The organism is Rhodococcus sp. Leaf247 (assembly GCF_001426185.1).
Classification (GTDB): Bacteria; Actinomycetota; Actinomycetes; order Mycobacteriales; family Mycobacteriaceae; genus Rhodococcoides.
The window spans coordinates 408,286-422,960 of record NZ_LMRP01000002.1; the positions used below are offsets into that span (position 1 = coordinate 408,286).

18 protein-coding genes are annotated in these 14,675 nt (G+C 66.3%); 6 read left to right on the forward strand and 12 right to left on the reverse strand.

The features are described 5' to 3' along the window. The first annotated feature begins 5 nt into the window (after positions 1–5). Both ASG64_RS11320 and ASG64_RS11325 read left to right on the forward strand, forming a co-directional pair. Positions 6–722 carry a GNAT family N-acetyltransferase gene (locus ASG64_RS11320; RefSeq protein WP_056073663.1) on the forward strand — a complete coding sequence of 239 codons (717 nt, stop codon included), beginning with the start codon at positions 6–8 and terminating at the stop codon, positions 720–722. A 9-nt stretch (positions 723–731) separates the two neighbouring features. Then, positions 732–1,751: a glutathione S-transferase family protein gene (locus ASG64_RS11325; RefSeq protein ID WP_056073664.1), complete on the forward strand. Its 1,020-nt coding sequence runs from the start codon at positions 732–734 to the stop codon at positions 1,749–1,751. Here ASG64_RS11325 and ASG64_RS11330 read toward each other — a convergent pair. Then, entirely contained in the window at positions 1,748–2,374 is a 627-nt protein-coding gene (locus ASG64_RS11330; protein ID WP_156388359.1) for a TetR/AcrR family transcriptional regulator, read from the reverse strand. The genes ASG64_RS11325 and ASG64_RS11330 overlap by 4 nt on opposite strands. 103 nt (positions 2,375–2,477) lie before the next feature. Here ASG64_RS11330 and ASG64_RS21600 point away from each other — a divergent pair, with 103 nt between their 5' ends. Genes ASG64_RS21600 through ASG64_RS11340 form a run of 3 tightly spaced genes read left to right on the forward strand, consistent with a single transcriptional unit; the run spans position 2,478 to position 5,424 of the window. Beyond that, on the forward strand, positions 2,478–2,639 hold the full coding sequence (locus ASG64_RS21600) for a hypothetical protein (protein WP_156388360.1): 162 nt from the start codon (positions 2,478–2,480) through the stop codon (positions 2,637–2,639). Continuing rightward, positions 2,636–4,558 (forward strand): linalool dehydratase/isomerase domain-containing protein, encoded by a 1,923-nt coding sequence (locus ASG64_RS11335; RefSeq protein ID WP_056073669.1) that lies wholly within the window; start codon positions 2,636–2,638, stop codon positions 4,556–4,558. The genes ASG64_RS21600 and ASG64_RS11335 overlap by 4 nt, the downstream gene beginning before the upstream one ends. Continuing rightward, positions 4,552–5,424: an oxygenase MpaB family protein gene (locus ASG64_RS11340; protein ID WP_056073670.1), complete on the forward strand. Its 873-nt coding sequence runs from the start codon at positions 4,552–4,554 to the stop codon at positions 5,422–5,424. The genes ASG64_RS11335 and ASG64_RS11340 overlap by 7 nt, the downstream gene beginning before the upstream one ends. Before the next feature lie 17 nt (positions 5,425–5,441). Here ASG64_RS11340 and map read toward each other — a convergent pair whose 3' ends face one another. The 10 genes from map to ASG64_RS11390 all read right to left on the reverse strand — a co-directional run bounded on the left by map (position 5,442) and on the right by ASG64_RS11390 (position 13,901). Then, complete coding sequence (gene map, locus ASG64_RS11345; protein WP_042574883.1) at positions 5,442–6,236, reverse strand: type I methionyl aminopeptidase; 795 nt, start codon at positions 6,234–6,236, stop codon at positions 5,442–5,444. A 3-nt stretch (positions 6,237–6,239) separates the two neighbouring features. Next, complete coding sequence (locus ASG64_RS11350) at positions 6,240–6,797, reverse strand: adenylate kinase (protein WP_056073672.1); 558 nt, start codon at positions 6,795–6,797, stop codon at positions 6,240–6,242. Further along, positions 6,794–8,116, reverse strand: a complete 1,323-nt coding sequence (secY, locus tag ASG64_RS11355; protein ID WP_042574885.1) for a preprotein translocase subunit SecY — start codon at positions 8,114–8,116, stop codon at positions 6,794–6,796. The genes ASG64_RS11350 and secY overlap by 4 nt, the downstream gene beginning before the upstream one ends. A 213-nt stretch (positions 8,117–8,329) precedes the next feature. Continuing rightward, on the reverse strand, positions 8,330–8,773 hold the full coding sequence (gene rplO, locus ASG64_RS11360) for a 50S ribosomal protein L15 (RefSeq protein WP_042574886.1): 444 nt from the start codon (positions 8,771–8,773) through the stop codon (positions 8,330–8,332). Then, a complete protein-coding gene (gene rpmD, locus ASG64_RS11365; RefSeq protein WP_042574887.1) occupies positions 8,770–8,955 on the reverse strand; it encodes a 50S ribosomal protein L30 in 186 nt (61 codons plus the stop codon). The genes rplO and rpmD overlap by 4 nt, the downstream gene beginning before the upstream one ends. Further along, complete coding sequence (gene rpsE, locus ASG64_RS11370; protein ID WP_042574888.1) at positions 8,948–9,634, reverse strand: 30S ribosomal protein S5; 687 nt, start codon at positions 9,632–9,634, stop codon at positions 8,948–8,950. The genes rpmD and rpsE overlap by 8 nt, the downstream gene beginning before the upstream one ends. Positions 9,635–9,680: 46 nt before the next feature. Next, a complete protein-coding gene (rplR, locus tag ASG64_RS11375; protein WP_042574889.1) occupies positions 9,681–10,091 on the reverse strand; it encodes a 50S ribosomal protein L18 in 411 nt (136 codons plus the stop codon). After that, positions 10,091–10,630, reverse strand: a complete 540-nt coding sequence (gene rplF, locus ASG64_RS11380) for a 50S ribosomal protein L6 (protein ID WP_042574890.1) — start codon at positions 10,628–10,630, stop codon at positions 10,091–10,093. The genes rplR and rplF overlap by 1 nt, the downstream gene beginning before the upstream one ends. Before the next feature lie 14 nt (positions 10,631–10,644). After that, positions 10,645–11,043, reverse strand: a complete 399-nt coding sequence (rpsH, locus tag ASG64_RS11385; RefSeq protein ID WP_027504667.1) for a 30S ribosomal protein S8 — start codon at positions 11,041–11,043, stop codon at positions 10,645–10,647. Between the two features lie 1,343 nt (positions 11,044–12,386). Beyond that, positions 12,387–13,901: an APC family permease gene (locus ASG64_RS11390; RefSeq protein WP_056074328.1), complete on the reverse strand. Its 1,515-nt coding sequence runs from the start codon at positions 13,899–13,901 to the stop codon at positions 12,387–12,389. A 94-nt stretch (positions 13,902–13,995) separates the two neighbouring features. Here ASG64_RS11390 and ASG64_RS11395 point away from each other — a divergent pair, with 94 nt between their 5' ends. Continuing rightward, positions 13,996–14,433: a DUF1905 domain-containing protein gene (locus tag ASG64_RS11395; RefSeq protein WP_056073674.1), complete on the forward strand. Its 438-nt coding sequence runs from the start codon at positions 13,996–13,998 to the stop codon at positions 14,431–14,433. A 52-nt stretch (positions 14,434–14,485) separates the two neighbouring features. Here ASG64_RS11395 and ASG64_RS11400 read toward each other — a convergent pair whose 3' ends face one another. After that, entirely contained in the window at positions 14,486–14,671 is a 186-nt protein-coding gene (locus tag ASG64_RS11400; RefSeq protein ID WP_027504665.1) for a type Z 30S ribosomal protein S14, read from the reverse strand. Between the last annotated feature and the right edge of the window lie 4 nt (positions 14,672–14,675).

A 14,675-nucleotide genomic window follows, 5' to 3' on the forward strand; every position in this document is an offset into this window, starting at 1 on the left:
CGCCGATGAATACCCACCAGATCGACATCGTCCGGCTCGCCTGGGCACGCGAACTCGGACTGCCCGACGATGCCTCGCTGGACGACGCAGGCCGCCTCCACGTCGTCGACGACGACTCCGACCGCGTCATGTTCGTCGTCCTCGACGGCCACGCCGTCCTCGTCGGACCGGAGCAGATCATCGAACGCGCCGAGGGCGTCTCCAACGACGTCCTGGCCACGCGGGACGGTCTCGCGGACGTCGCGGGGTCACGGCGCGGGCGATGCGGAGGCCCGATCGTGCTCGCCTACCTCGACGACAGTCGCGACGAGATCCGCGTCGGACATCCCCTGATCTCGCACGAGGGAGCCGACGCCGACCGCGTCGTCGCCTCCGTACCGCCCGACGACGCCGCGGGTATCAGGTCCTTCGGCGTCGACTCGTGGTTCACGGTGTTCGACGACGCGATGGGCGAGTCGGACGCGACCCCGGCAGCGACGGCCGGATACGTCGAGTGGCGCGGATTCCTCGCGGACACGGTCGCGGTGACGACACCGTCGTACCGCCGACAAGGCTTCGGCGCGACGGCGGCGCGCCTGGCCACGAACGAGGCCATCGACGCGGGCCTGATCCCCCAGTGGGCGGTTCCGGTGGACAACGCGCCGGCTCGTCTGTTCGGCCGGTCGCTCGGCTTCACCGAGCTCGGCGTGCGCATCGGGATGGAATTGACTCCACCCGGGTAGGTTACGACCATGAGCACCGACAGCGGCACCCCGTCCTACGTGGAAAAGGGCGGCTTCGACCGCGACACGAACTACATCGAGGACCGCATCACCGCGGACGGGCGCGACGGCTATCCCGTCGAAGCCGGCCGCTACCGCCTCGTCGTCGCTCGTGCGTGCCCCTGGGCCAACCGCGCGATCATCGTGCGCAGACTCCTCGGCCTCGAGGACGCGATCTCGATGGGTGTGTGCGGACCGACCCACGACAAGCGGAGCTGGACGTTCGATCTCGACCCCGACGGACTCGATCCCGTCCTGAAGATCCCGCGCCTGCAGGACGCCTTCTTCGCACGGTTCCCGGACTACCCGCGCGGCATCACGGTCCCGGCGATGGTGGAGGTGTCCACCGGCCAGGTCGTGACCAACGACTACCCGCAGATGACGCTGGACTTCTCGACGGAATGGACGCAGTTCCATCGCGAGGGCGCACCCGATCTCTACCCGGAAGCGTTGCGCGCGGAAATCGACGAGGTCGCCGAGCTGATCTTCCACGACGTCAACAACGGCGTCTACAAGTGCGGCTTCGCCGGCTCGCAGAGCGCCTACGAGAAGGCGTACGACGCCCTGTTCTCACGGCTGGACTGGTTGAGCGAGCGACTGGAGAACCAGCGGTTCCTGGTGGGCGACACCATCACCGAGGCGGACGTGCGGCTGTTCACGACGTTGGCCCGGTTCGATCCGGTGTACCACGGCCACTTCAAGTGCAATCGCAGCAAGCTGTCCGAGATGCCGGTGCTGTGGGCGTACGCCCGGGACCTGTTCCAGACGCCGGGGTTCGGCGACACCACCGACTTCGCCCACATCAAGTCGCACTACTACGAGGTGCACACCGACATCAATCCGACCGGCATCGTTCCCAAGGGTCCGGACCTGTCGAGCTGGCTCAGCCCGCACGGCCGAGAGGCGTTGGGCGGCCGACCTTTCGGTGACGGAACTCCCCCGGACGCGCCGAAGGCGTCGGAGCAGGTCCCAGCCGAGCACTGGGCTTAGTCGGAGCGGCCCGACGCCCTGATCCTGACCAGCGCGTCCGTGCCCAGCTCGACAAGTGTCGAGACGACGTCGTCACGAGAAAGGTCCACGTCCCCGCGCAACCACATCGCGACGACCTCGGTGGACCCTGCCACCAGGAGGTGGGCGACGAGGCGAGCGCGAGGGTCGTCCACGGCGCCCACCGCGAGCGTGGACAGGAAGCCGTCGACGAACCGAGCGACAGCACGGTCACGGGCGGACCGTAGGCCGTCGTTGCCCGGCGCTTCGAGGTACAGCCGAGCAAGGCGCTTGTCGTCGAAGGCCGACAGCACGGCTCGCACGGTCACCTCGATGAGATCGGAGCCTCGTCCGGTGTCGACCGAGACGACGCCGATCCGTGTGGCCACGTCCTCCAACACGTCGGACAGGGTGCTGCCGGCCGCGTCGTCGAGGTTGTCGAACGTCTCGTAGAAATGCCGCTTGGATACCGCCGCTCGTTCGCAGACGATTCCCACGGTCAGCGCCGAGATGCCCCGCTCGTCGACGAGATCGAGCACCGCCGTGCTCACGCGGCGCCGCCGGGCGGAGCGCCGTTCCTCCGCGCTCGCGCCGCCGTACGGGCGGTCGCTGTTCGGCGTGGTCACGACGCCATGGTGCCATGCCGGTTCGCTGGTGGGCGTTGACACCACCACCGACCCGACCTAGCATTCCGGAACTGGTACGTTCCGGTTTCGAAAGAGGTGGCTCATGCTCTGCTGTGTCCTCCCGGTCCTGGTCATGGTCGGCATACGCGTCGCCTCGCGGGCGTGGAACGCCCTCCTCGGCGGATCGACGTCCGCGCCTGCCCGGCGACCCCCGGTCGCCACGCGCACGGTGAAGGACACCGTGACGGTCGGAGTCGCAGCATGAGCGTCTCGTCGCCTACCCGGCTCGGCCGCATCCGACCGGCGCGCTTGCTGCCCAGTTCGCGGCCCGTCCTCCCTCCCGCCACCGCCTCGAGGCTCCGCCGAACCGCGTACGTCTACAGCGGGATCCTCGTCGTCGCGGTCGTGGTCGCCGCGACGTCCCACGGTCCACTGCGTCTCGCCGCGATCGGTGCGTTCTGGCCGGGCGCAGGTCACCTCGCCGCCGGGCACCCGGTACACGCGCTGATCACACTCGCAGCGTTCGCCGTGTCGCTGCTCGTGTGGTGGATGGTCGGTGCCGCCGTGGCACCGATCGCGGTCTACGTGCTGTCGATCGTGAGCACCGCAGCGCTCCACGAAGGCCACCATCACGCCGCAATCGTGGGTCCTGCCCTGGTCGTGCCCGGCGCAGTGCTTATCGCCGGCGCTATCCACCTCGTGCGGCACCGCCGGCAGATGTCCACCGCATATCGCCTCAACGACGAGTTGGAGTCGGTCACGTGGTTCGAGACCGCGCTGCCGTCGACGAGCGAACCGGACGTACGCACCGCATCGGAGGCCGATCTCGCACACCTGCGCCTCGCACTCGATCTGGGACTGCAGCCCCTCGAGAACTTCGACGGATTCGACCACCGGGACCAGTTCCGTGAAGCGGCACTGCGCTACCAACTGTCGATTCTCGGCTACGCCCTCTCGATGTACCGGTACACGCACACGCCGGCGTTCTCGGGCTACCTCGCCGAGGCGCAGCGCAATGCCGTCGTCAAGATGGGCGATCGCCGGGTGTGGGGGTACTGGCCGCTCGAGAACGCCTGGGGGCGATTTTCCGTCGGACGCGATCCGGTGCGAAACCGCGACAACGTCATGCTCACCGGGTGGCAGGGGGCTGCGGTGGGAATGTACGAGAGCTTCGGGGACGACCGCTTCTCCCGTCCTGGCGGGCTCAGCTATGTGTGGTCCGACGACGTCCGGTACGACCACGATTTTCCCGCCCTCGCCGCGTCGATCCACCGCAACATGACGGCGTCGCCGTTCACGCTCTTCTCGTGCGAGCCGAGGTGGATCTATCCGGTGTGCAACGCGTTCGGCGTCATCACGATGCAACTGTCGGACCGGCTACACGGAACCGAGTACGTCGCCGACCTGCAGGACGACATCCACCGCAGCTACGAGATGGAGTTCCAGAGACCCGACGGACGATCCATCGGGGTGCGCAACGAAACCCTCGGGATGTCCTGGAACATCTGGGCCGGGCAGGGTGTCACACTCCCCACCACCTATTGGCTGGGTGCCTTCGCCCCCGATCTCTCGCACCGATCGTGGTGGCTCACACGACGCGACGCACTGACCCACGACGGACACCACTACCGACTGCCACGATCGGCAGCGACCCGGTGCGATGCCGGGGACTACTCGTTCGGTAGCGACGCGTTCGCCCACGTCTTCCTCGCACTGACCGCCCGCGAGGTCGGCGACATCGAGGTGGCCGACGATGCTCTGGACTACGTCGACTCGGTCGGACGCCGCAGCGATCAGGACGGCGTCGCGCGCTACGAAGGACTGTCGACGCAGGGAAACCTGTACGCACTGATGGCGCGCTTCTCACGACCCGCTGCGAACCGCGATCTGGTCGGCGCGGGTCTCCCGACACAGTGGCTCACCGGTCCGCAACTCGCCGAAGCCCCCTACCCGGACGTCCTCGTCGCGCGTGCGGTCAGCGACGGCCGAGACCTGGACCTCGTCCTGTTTCCGGGAGCGACCGGCAGCCGGGTCACCCTCGTCGTCGATCGGCTGGTGCCGCGACGGACGTATCGGGTGCGCGGTGCGGTGACCGAGGCCGTCCAGTCCGACGACGACGGCCGCGCCCGAGTGCAGGTCGATCTCGCGGGTCGCACCGCCGTTCGTCTGGACCCGACGTGGTGACGCGTCGGCCCGGTGCCGCCGTCACCCGCAGGATCCGACATCTCGATCCCGATCGCGACTCCGCCGAGATCGCGCGACTCTCGCTCGTGGTGCTTCACGGCTCACCCGCGCTGACGTACGCCCTATTCACGGTCGCGTTCATGAAGCAGGTGGCAGTCCCGTCGATGGCACGCATCCTTCATCGGCGAGGAACCGGCGACATCATGACCGATCCGGTCACGCGGAACGACGACACTCTGCTGTTCTTTGCCCGTCTCCTCGACCACGGACCCGAGTCGGATGTGGGGCGGGCGTGGATCGGTCGGCTCAATGCGATCCACGATCACTTCCCGATACGCAACGACGATGCTCTGTACACGCTGGCCACACTCGCGCTCGATCCACACCGCATCACCTCCGACCTCGCCCGATCACCGTTCACCACGGCCGAGCTGGACGCGCACTGGAACTTCTGGCGTACGACGGCGGAACTGCAACGCCTGCAGCACATTCCGACGTCCCGCGCGGAGATGGAACGGTGGGCAGCCGACTACGAGAAGCGGGAGTACGCACCCAGTCCGGAGGGGCGAGCCGTCGCACGGTCACTCACCGACGCCTTCGCTGCGCGCATTCTCCCCTCGCGGCTGCGCGGGAGTGCACCGCAGATCCTGTCGGCGGTCTGTCCTCCGCAGTTGCGGACGGTGCACGATCTTCCCGATCCGTCACCGGCAATACATCGCCTGGTGTCCGGCGCTGTCCGCGCGTACGTAGGAACCACGCCGGTGCGACCGACGAACCTGGACACGTCCATGGTCGTGAGACTGGGTCTCGGACACCTCGGCGACCTCGAACCGACGGACGTGGGGTACCGCGGCGCACGCCGGTGACCGTCGGCCCGTGGCAGCTACGGACGGAGAGTGAGGATCCGCGGACCGTCCTCGGTGACCGCGACCGTGTGCTCCCAGTGCGCGGAGCGCGAGCCGTCGGTGGTCACGACGGTCCAGTCGTCGTCCAGCACGCGGGTCTCGTAGGTACCGAGAGTCAGCATCGGCTCGATCGCCAGAGTCGATCCGACCACGAGCTCGGGCCCCTTGCCGGGCGCCCCTTCGTTGGCCAGGAACGGCTCCATGTGCATCTCGCGCCCGATACCGTGCCCGCCGTAACCGTCGACGATGCCGTAGGCGCGGCCGTGTGCCTTCTCCGCTGCGTGTGTTCCCTGCTCGATGGCGTGGGAGACGTCGGTGAGGCGGTTCCCGGGAAGCATCGCCGCGATACCCGCCTCCATCGACAACCGCGTGGCCTCGCTCAGCATCTCGTCCGCCTCGATGACGGTGCCGACGCCGAACGTCCATGCCGAGTCGCCGTGCCATCCGTCGAGAATGGCTCCGCAGTCGATGGAGATGAGATCGCCCTCGGCCAGGATGTCGTCGGCCGACGGGATGCCGTGGACGACGCGGTCGTTGACGGAGCTGCAGATGCTGCCGGTGAAACCGTGGTAGCCGAGGAACGAGGGCACGGCGCCCGCGTCGCGGATCACCGCTTCCGCGACCCGGTCGAGCTCGAGCGTCGAGACGCCGGGCTTCGCTGCATCGCGGACCGCGACCAGCGCCGCACCGACGACAGCCCCCGCCGCAGCCATGGCATCGAGCTCACCGGCGCTGCGGAACGGGACCACCTTGCGTCTGCGTCCGAAACCCATGGGTCAGTCGTCGCTCTGGATCGCGTCGATGACCTTCTTGTTGACGTCGTCGACCTCGCCGACAGCGTCGACAGTGACGAGGCGGCCGTGACCCGAGTAGTACTCGAGCAGCGGGGCGGTCTCGTCGCGGTAGACCTTCATCCGGTTGCGGATGACGTCTTCCTTGTCGTCCTCGCGGCCACGAGCGAGCATCCGCTCAACGACGACGTCCTCGTCGATGACGAAGGAAACGACGGCATCGAGTGACGTGCCGGCGTCCTCGAGGATGGACGACAGCGAATCTGCCTGTCCGGTCGAGCGCGGGAACCCGTCGAGAATGAAGCCGTTGACCGCGTCGGGCTCCGCGAGACGGTCGCGGACCATGTCGACGGTCAGCTCGCTCGGAACCAGGTCGCCTGCATCGAGGTACTTCTTGGCCTCGATGCCCAGCGGGGTCTGCTGGCCGATGTTCGCGCGGAACAGGTCGCCGGTGGAGATGTGCGGGATACCGAGCTTCTCGGACAACAGCGTCGCCTGAGTGCCCTTGCCGGCTCCGGGAGGACCGAGGAGGACGAGTCTCACTTGAGGAACCCTTCGTAGTTGCGCTGCATCAGCTGGCTTTCGATCTGCTTCACCGTGTCCAGTCCCACGCTCACCATGATGAGCACCGCGGTTCCGCCGAACGGCAGGTTCTGGGCGCCACCGGAGTTACCGATGTCGAGGAACAGGTTGGGAAGCACAGCGATGGTGCCGAGGTAGATCGCACCGGGCAGCGTGATGCGGCTGAGAACGAAATTGAGGTAGTCGGCCGTCGGACGTCCCGGCCTGATGCCCGGGATGAATCCGCCGTACTTCTTCATCTCGTCGGCACGCTCTTCGGGGTTGAACGTGATGGCGACGTAGAAGTACGTGAAGAAGACGATGAGGCCGAAGTAGATCGCGATGTACACCGGGTTCGCCGGGTTCACCAGATACGTGTTGATGGCGCGTTGCCACCAACTCGGGTCCGCCGCCGTGCTGGCATTGGTCAGCTGAGCGATGAGGTTGGGCAGGTACAGCAGCGAGGACGCGAAGATCACCGGGATGACGCCGGCCTGGTTGACCTTCAGCGGCAGGTAGGTCGACGACCCGCCGTACATACGACGACCCACCATGCGCTTGGCGTACTGCACGGGGATACGACGCTGGCCCTGCTCGACGAAGACGACGCCGACGATGATCGCCAGTGCTGCCAGGCAGACCAGAGCGAACACGATGCCGCCGCGGCTGTCCAGAATGGACTTGCCCTCGGACGGGATACGCGAGGCGATGCCGGCGAAGATCAGGAGCGACATGCCGTTGCCGACGCCGCGCTCGGTGATGATCTCGCCGAACCACATGACCAGGGCAGCACCCGCGGTCATGACCAGCACGATCGTGACCAACCCGAAGATCGACGGGTCGGCGATGATGTCGAGGTTGCAGCCCTGCAGCAGCTGACCGCGCGACGCCAGAGCCACCAGACCGGTGGCCTGCAGGATCGCCAACGCGATGGACAGATAGCGCGTGTACTGCGTCATCTTCGCCTGGCCGGCCTGGCCCTCCTTGCGGAGTTCCTCGAACCGCGGGATGACCACGGTGAGGAGCTGGACGATGATGCTCGCCGTGATGAACGGCATGATGCCGATCGCGAACACGGAGAGTTGGAGCAGCGCGCCACCCGAGAACAGGTTGATCAGCGAGTAGATACCGGCGGAGTCGCCGCCGGACACCTGATCGATGCACTGGCGGACGTTGCCGTAGTCGACACCGGGCGACGGAAGCGTCGCGCCGAACCGATAGAGAGCGATCAGGCCGAGCGTGAAGAGGATCTTCCGTCTCAGGTCAGGTGTCCTGAGGGCCGACACAAAGGCGGAAAGCAACGATCCTCCTGGACGGGGTGACTAACGAGGGAGATGGTCGGGGCGCAGCAGCGCCCCGTCGAACTCTAACAGCGCCCGCGAGCACGGAGTCCTACCCAGCCGGGCAGCACACTCGCGGGACGCTGAAAGGCCGATGGCCGTAGCACGAAGTCGTACCACGGCCATCGGTCCGTATCAGTGGCGTTCACCCTGTGCGGGCGACACCGACGTCACTCACAACTCGGTGGTGGACCCACCGGCTGCGGTGATCTTTTCCTTGGCACTGCCGGTGAACTTGTCGGCCGTGATGTTCGCCTTCACCGAGAAGTCGCCGTCGCCCAGGATCTTGACCAGGCGGTTCTTGCGCACTGCACCCTTGGCCACGAGATCGTCCTTGGAGATCTCGCCGCCCTCGGGGAACAGACGCTCGATGTCGACCAGGTTCACGACCTGGTACTCGACACGGTTGCGGTTGGTGAAGCCCTTGAGCTTCGGAAGCCGCATGTGCAGCGGCATCTGTCCACCCTCGAAGCGTGCGGGAACGTTCTTGCGAGCGCCCGTACCCTTCGTACCGCGACCGGCGGTCTTACCGCGCTTGCCGGCTTCACCGCGACCGACGCGGATCTTGGCGCTCTTCGAACCCGGTGCCGGGCGAAGGTGATGCAATTTGATGGTCACTTGGTGACCTCCTCAACGGTGACGAGGTGACGCACCACATTGATCAGACCGCGTGTCTGCGGGGTGTCCTCGCGAATGACCGACTGGCGGATCTTCTTGAGGCCCAGCGTGCGGATGCTGTCACGCTGGTTCTTCTTCTGACCGATGGTGCTCTTGATCTGGGTGACTTTGAGCTCAGCCATGTGCTGCACTCCCTGCTGCTGCTGCTGCCTGGGCGCGAGCGCGCAGCATGCCGGCGGGAGCAACGTCCTCGATCGGCAGACCACGACGAGCCGCGACCTCTTCCGGACGCTGCAGGCTCTTGAGAGCTGCAACGGTGGCGTGCACGACGTTGATCGCGTTGTCGCTACCGAGCGACTTGGCGAGGATGTCGTGGACACCTGCACACTCGAGCACGGCACGCACCGCGCCACCGGCGATGACACCGGTACCGGGGCTTGCCGGGCGCAGCATGACCACACCGGCCGCAGCCTCACCCTGAACGGGGTGCGTGATCGTGCTACCGATCAGCGGGACGCGGAAGAAGCTCTTGCGAGCCTCCTCGACACCCTTCTGAATGGCTGCGGGAACTTCCTTGGCCTTGCCGTAGCCGACGCCGACCAGTCCGTTGCCGTCTCCGACGATCACGAGGGCGGTGAAGCTGAAGCGACGACCACCCTTCACGACCTTGGAGACGCGGTTGATCGCGACTACGCGCTCGAGGTTGTTCTTCTCCGGGGCGTTTCCGCCACGCTGGTCGCGACCGCCGCGACCGCCGCCGCGGTTGTCTCCACCGCCACGGTTGTCACCTCCGGCCGCATTGGGTCCACTGTTGGCTCCGGCGGGTCCGCTTCCGCCGTCACGCCGTTGACGTCCCGGCATCAGGCTGTCCTTCCGTTGATGAGCTGAATCTTCGCTGCGTTGGTCATCAGAACTTCAACCCGCCTTCGCGAGCTGCATCGGCGAGTGCCGCGATGCGTCCGGCATAACCGTGGCCGCCGCGGTCGAAGACCACAGCGTCGATGCCGGCTGCCTTGGCACGCTCGGCGATGAGTGCGCCGACCTTCGCGCCGCGGGCCTTCTTGTCGCCCTCCGTCGCACGCACATCGGCTTCGATGCTGGACGCGGACGCGAGAGTGCGGCCGGTCAGATCGTCGATGAGCTGTGCGTGCAGGTGACGCGACGAGCGGTTGACCACGAGGCGAGGGCGCTCGGCAGTGCCGGACACCTTCTTGCGCAGGCGGAAGTGACGGCGCGTCTTGGACAGGCGACGACGCGTGGATGCGTCCTTGCCCAGCGGGATGCGCTTCGGGTTCGAAGTTGGTGCAGAGTTGCTCATCACTTACCTGTCTTTCCGACCTTGCGGCGGATCTGCTCACCCTCGTACCGAACGCCCTTGCCCTTGTACGGGTCGGGACGACGGAGACGACGGATGTTGGCAGAGATCTGGCCGACCTTCTGCTTGTCGATACCCGAAACCGAGAATCGGGTGGGCGTCTCGACTGCGAAGGTGATGCCGTCGGGCGCCGTGATCGGCACCGGGTGGCTGTAGCCGAGAGCGAACTCGAGGTCGCTGCCCTTCAGTGCCACGCGGTAACCGACGCCGTGAATCTCCATCTTCGTGGTGTAACCGGTGGTCACACCCGTGATGAGGTTCGCGACGAGAGTGCGCGAGAGGCCGTGGAGCGAGCGGCTACGACGCTCGTCGTCGGGCCGAGAAACCGAGAGGGATCCGTCATCGTTCTTGGCGATGGTGATCGGCTCTGCGATGGTGAGACTCAAGGTGCCCTTGGGGCCCTTGACGGTGACATCCTGGCCGGCGATGGTGACATCGACTCCGGCGGGAACTGTCACAGGAAGCTTTCCGATACGCGACATAGTGGTGGCCTCCCTTACCAGACGTACGCGAGGACTTCGCCGCCGACGCCCTGATTGGCCGCCTGGCGATCGGTCAGCAAGCCGGTGGACGTGGAGATGATCGCCACGCCGAGGCCGCCGAGCACCTTGGGCAGATTGGTGGATTTTGCGTACACACGCAGTCCGGGCTTGGACACCCGTCGCACACCGGCGAGGCTGCGCTCGCGGCTGGGACCGTACTTGAGGTCGACGATGAGGGTCTTGCCCACCTCGGCGTCCTCGGTGCGGTACTCGGAGATGTAGCCCTCACGCTTGAGGATCTCGGCGATGTTCGCCTTGATCTTCGAGTGAGGCAGCTTCACCTGATCGTGGTACGCCGAGTTGGCGTTGCGCAGACGTGTCAAGAAGTCTGCGATCGGGTCGGTCATGGTCATGACAGAGTTCATGGCCCTTTCTCGCAGCGGTTCCCATACAGCACGTGCGAGCTGGTGCCCTGGTAGCAGGGCCTGACTCGTCCCGTCGTGGGCCTACAGCGAAGTGTTCTGTCCTGACCGACTGTTGCCGGTCAGGGGTTGCGCTCCTGCCAGTGCAGACGTGAGCACTGGCGGGTGTTTCGAGCATCATGGCAAGAAACCTGAGTAGCTCGGGTCGTATGCAGGCATGACGGTACCCGGGCAACCGGTCAAGTGTAGAGGAGCGACCTTCCGGTGGCCAAATCGGTGCAGGTTGGAGGGGTGCTGGCGCGTGGGGGGCGTGCGGCAGGGGGTGTGCACACTCGTTGTGGTGAGCGCGCACCCTCTGCAGTCGGCGGTAGAGGGTGTGCGCTTTACGGAGAGGGTGTGCGCTCGGGGGCGTGACGCCGGTCCGCGGTGGGTTCCGGGGCTGCACGGGGTGTGCACACCTCTTCAGGTGAGCGCACACCCGCTGCAGCCGGCAGCAAGAGGTGTGCGCCTCCCGGAAAGGGTGTGCGCTTCGCAGGCGCGGCGCTGGTCCGCGCGGTATTCGTGGGCTGCACGGGGTGTGCACACCTCTGCAGGTAAGCGCACACCTCCTCTAGCCGGCAGTAGAGGGTGTGCGCCTCACGGAAAGGGTGTGCGCTGCGCAGGCGCGGCGCATTCCAGAACTGCACGGGGTGTGCGCTCCACGAAGAGAGTGTGCGCTTGGAGGCGTGACACAAACTGCTGTGAGTTCCGGAGCTGCACAGGGTGTGCACACCCTTTCAGGTGAGCGCACACCCTCTGCAGTCGGCAGTAAGGGGTGTGCGCTTCACCGGAAGGGTGTGCGCTTGCTGAGGAAGCGCCCGAGTGCGGCGCATTGCCGTGCTGCAGGGGGTGTGCGCCTCGCAACAAGGGTGTGCGCTTGGGGGCGTGACGCCGGACCGCGGTGCGTTCCGGAGCTGCACGGGGTGTGCACACCCTTTCAGGTGAGCGCACACCCTCTGCAGTCGGCAGTAGAGGGTGTGCGCTTCACGGAGAGGGTGTGCGCTCGGGGGCGTGACGCCGGTCCGCGGTGCGTTCCGGGGCTGCACGGGGTGCGCACACCTCTTCAGGTGAGCGCACACCCTCTGCAGCCGGCTGTAAGGGGTGCGCGCTTCACGAAGAGGGTGTGCGCTTCGCCGGCGCGGCGCATGTCAGAACCGCACGGGGGGCCGCCGGGTGGCGCAACGCTTTCCCGAGCCGCACGGGGTGTGCGCACCCCTTCTGGCGAGAGTGCACCCACTGCAGTCGGCTGTAAGGGGTGTGCGCTTCACGCGAGGGGTGCGCACCTCCCCACGAGCTCAGTCCTTGCCGTCTCCACGATCACGCACCCGGTCACCGAGGTTCGCCTTCTCGTCGCGGTCCAACGCTTCGACGTTGATGAAGCGCGACTTGCCCTGGGTAGCGCGGTTGACGAAGAACGTCACCACCCACAGCGCCACACCGAGCAGCAGCATCGCGCCGGCGATGCGGTATTGGATCATCTGCGCATCGGTGCGGGCCCATGGTCCGACGAGGAACAGGCACAGCGTGCCTCCGGTGACCGGAACCCAGAGCGGCGCGCTGAAGCCCGTCGTCTCCTTCTTGCGCTTGAGCACCAGGTTGGCGACGTTGACCACCGCAAACACGCACAGCAGCAGCAGTCCGGTCGTTCCGGACAGTGCGCTGACGACCGAGTTTCCCTGCAGCTGGTTCACCACGACGATCAGGACCAGTGCCATGACCGTCGAGAAGACGATGGCGGCCCACGGCGAGCGACGCGTCGGCAGCACGGCACTGAGGGACTTCGGCAGGATTCGCTGCCGGCCCAGTCCGTAGATCAACCGGCTCGCCATCAGCATGTTGATCAGGGCGGTGTTGGCGACGGCGAACACCGTCAGGTACGGGAAGATCTCGTCGATCGGGAGTCCCGGCGCACCGAGTCGCACGACGTGGAGCAGGATGCCTTCGCTGCCGGAGTCGTAGTCGAGCGGCAGCACCGCGATCACGGCGACGACTACCAGAACGTAGATGAGGCAAGCGATTCCGAGACCGGAGAGCATCATCTTCGGGAAGATCTTCTCCGGTTCCTTGGTCTCCTCGACCATGTTCACGGAATCCTCGAAGCCGACCATCGCGAAGAACGCGATCGTCGTCGCGACGGTGACGGCCAGGAACCAGCCCTTCTCGTTGGCGTCGTCGAACACCACCAGATTGGCGATGTCACCTTCGGCGCTACCACTTCCCACGGCAACGAATCCGATGGCGATGACAATGGCGAGCGCTGCCATCTCGATGATCGTCAGGACGACATTGAACTTCACCGACTCGCCGACGCCGCGCAGGTTGATCGCCGCCAGCAGCACCATGAATCCGAGGGCGACCACCAGCTGGGCCGTGTCACCGGTGGGCACGTCGAACCACCCGACGCCGTCCTCGGTGGAGAACGTCTCATGCAGTCCCGCAAGCAGATTGCCGGCGACGACGTTCGAGGACGTGGACGCGCTGGTGATGCCGGAACAGATCACGGCGAATGCCACCAGGAACGTCGCGAAGTGCACACCGAACGCCTTGTGCGTGTACAGCGCGGCGCCGGCCGCCTGCGGATATTTGCACACGAGCTCGAGGTAGGAGAACGCGGTCAATGTCGCGACGACGAACGCGAGGATGAACGGCAGCCACGCCATTCCGCCCACGTTCGAGATCATGTCGCCGGTGACCGCGTAGACACCGGCGCCGAGAATGTCGCCGACGATGAACAACAGCAGCAGTCCGGGTCCGAGGACTCGCTTGAGTTCCGGCGATTCCGACGTCTCGGTCTCCGCGATCTGAGTCATGATTCCTCCGCTCACTCCCCCGTCGCGCAACCCTAAGCCCGACGCCGTGTCCGCGCGCGGCATATGGTGCGGACACGCAGAAGGGATTGCGACCATGAAGCTACGCACCGAGTTGGTGTCGACCGGGGGAAATACCGCCGGATTCCGGATTCCGGACGAGGCGGTAGAGGCCCTGGGAGGTGGGAAGCGCCCGAAGGTGGCGGTGACCGTCTCGGGTTTCACCTACCGCTCGTCGATCGCGCGCATGGGCGACGAGTACTGGCTGGGAATGAGTCAGGATCGACGCCGCGACGCCGGCATCGAACCCGGCCAGGAGTACGACCTCGACATCGTCCTCGACGACGCCGTTCGTACCGTCGACGTGCCGTCGGATCTCGCGGACGCCCTCGCTGCGGACACGAGTGCCGCTGCGACGTGGAAGTCATGGTCCTACACGAAGCAGAACCAGGTAGCGGTGGGACTGACCGGCGCCAGGAAGCCGGAGACCCGCGCCGCGCGACTGGCAAAGGCGCTGGCAGAACTCCGGTCCTGAACGCCGAAAGGCCCGAGCCGTGACGGCTCGGGCCTTTCGGGTGGGGATCAGATCACCAGGAGCTCTTGTGCACTCCGGGAAGCTCTCCGCGGTGCGCCATCTCGCGCACGCAGATGCGGCAGAGACCGAACTTGCGGAACACCGAGTGCGGGCGACCGCACCGCTGGCAGCGCGTGTAGGCGCGGACCGCGAACTTCGGCTTCTTGTTGGCCTTGTTGACCAGTGCCTTCTTTGCCATACGC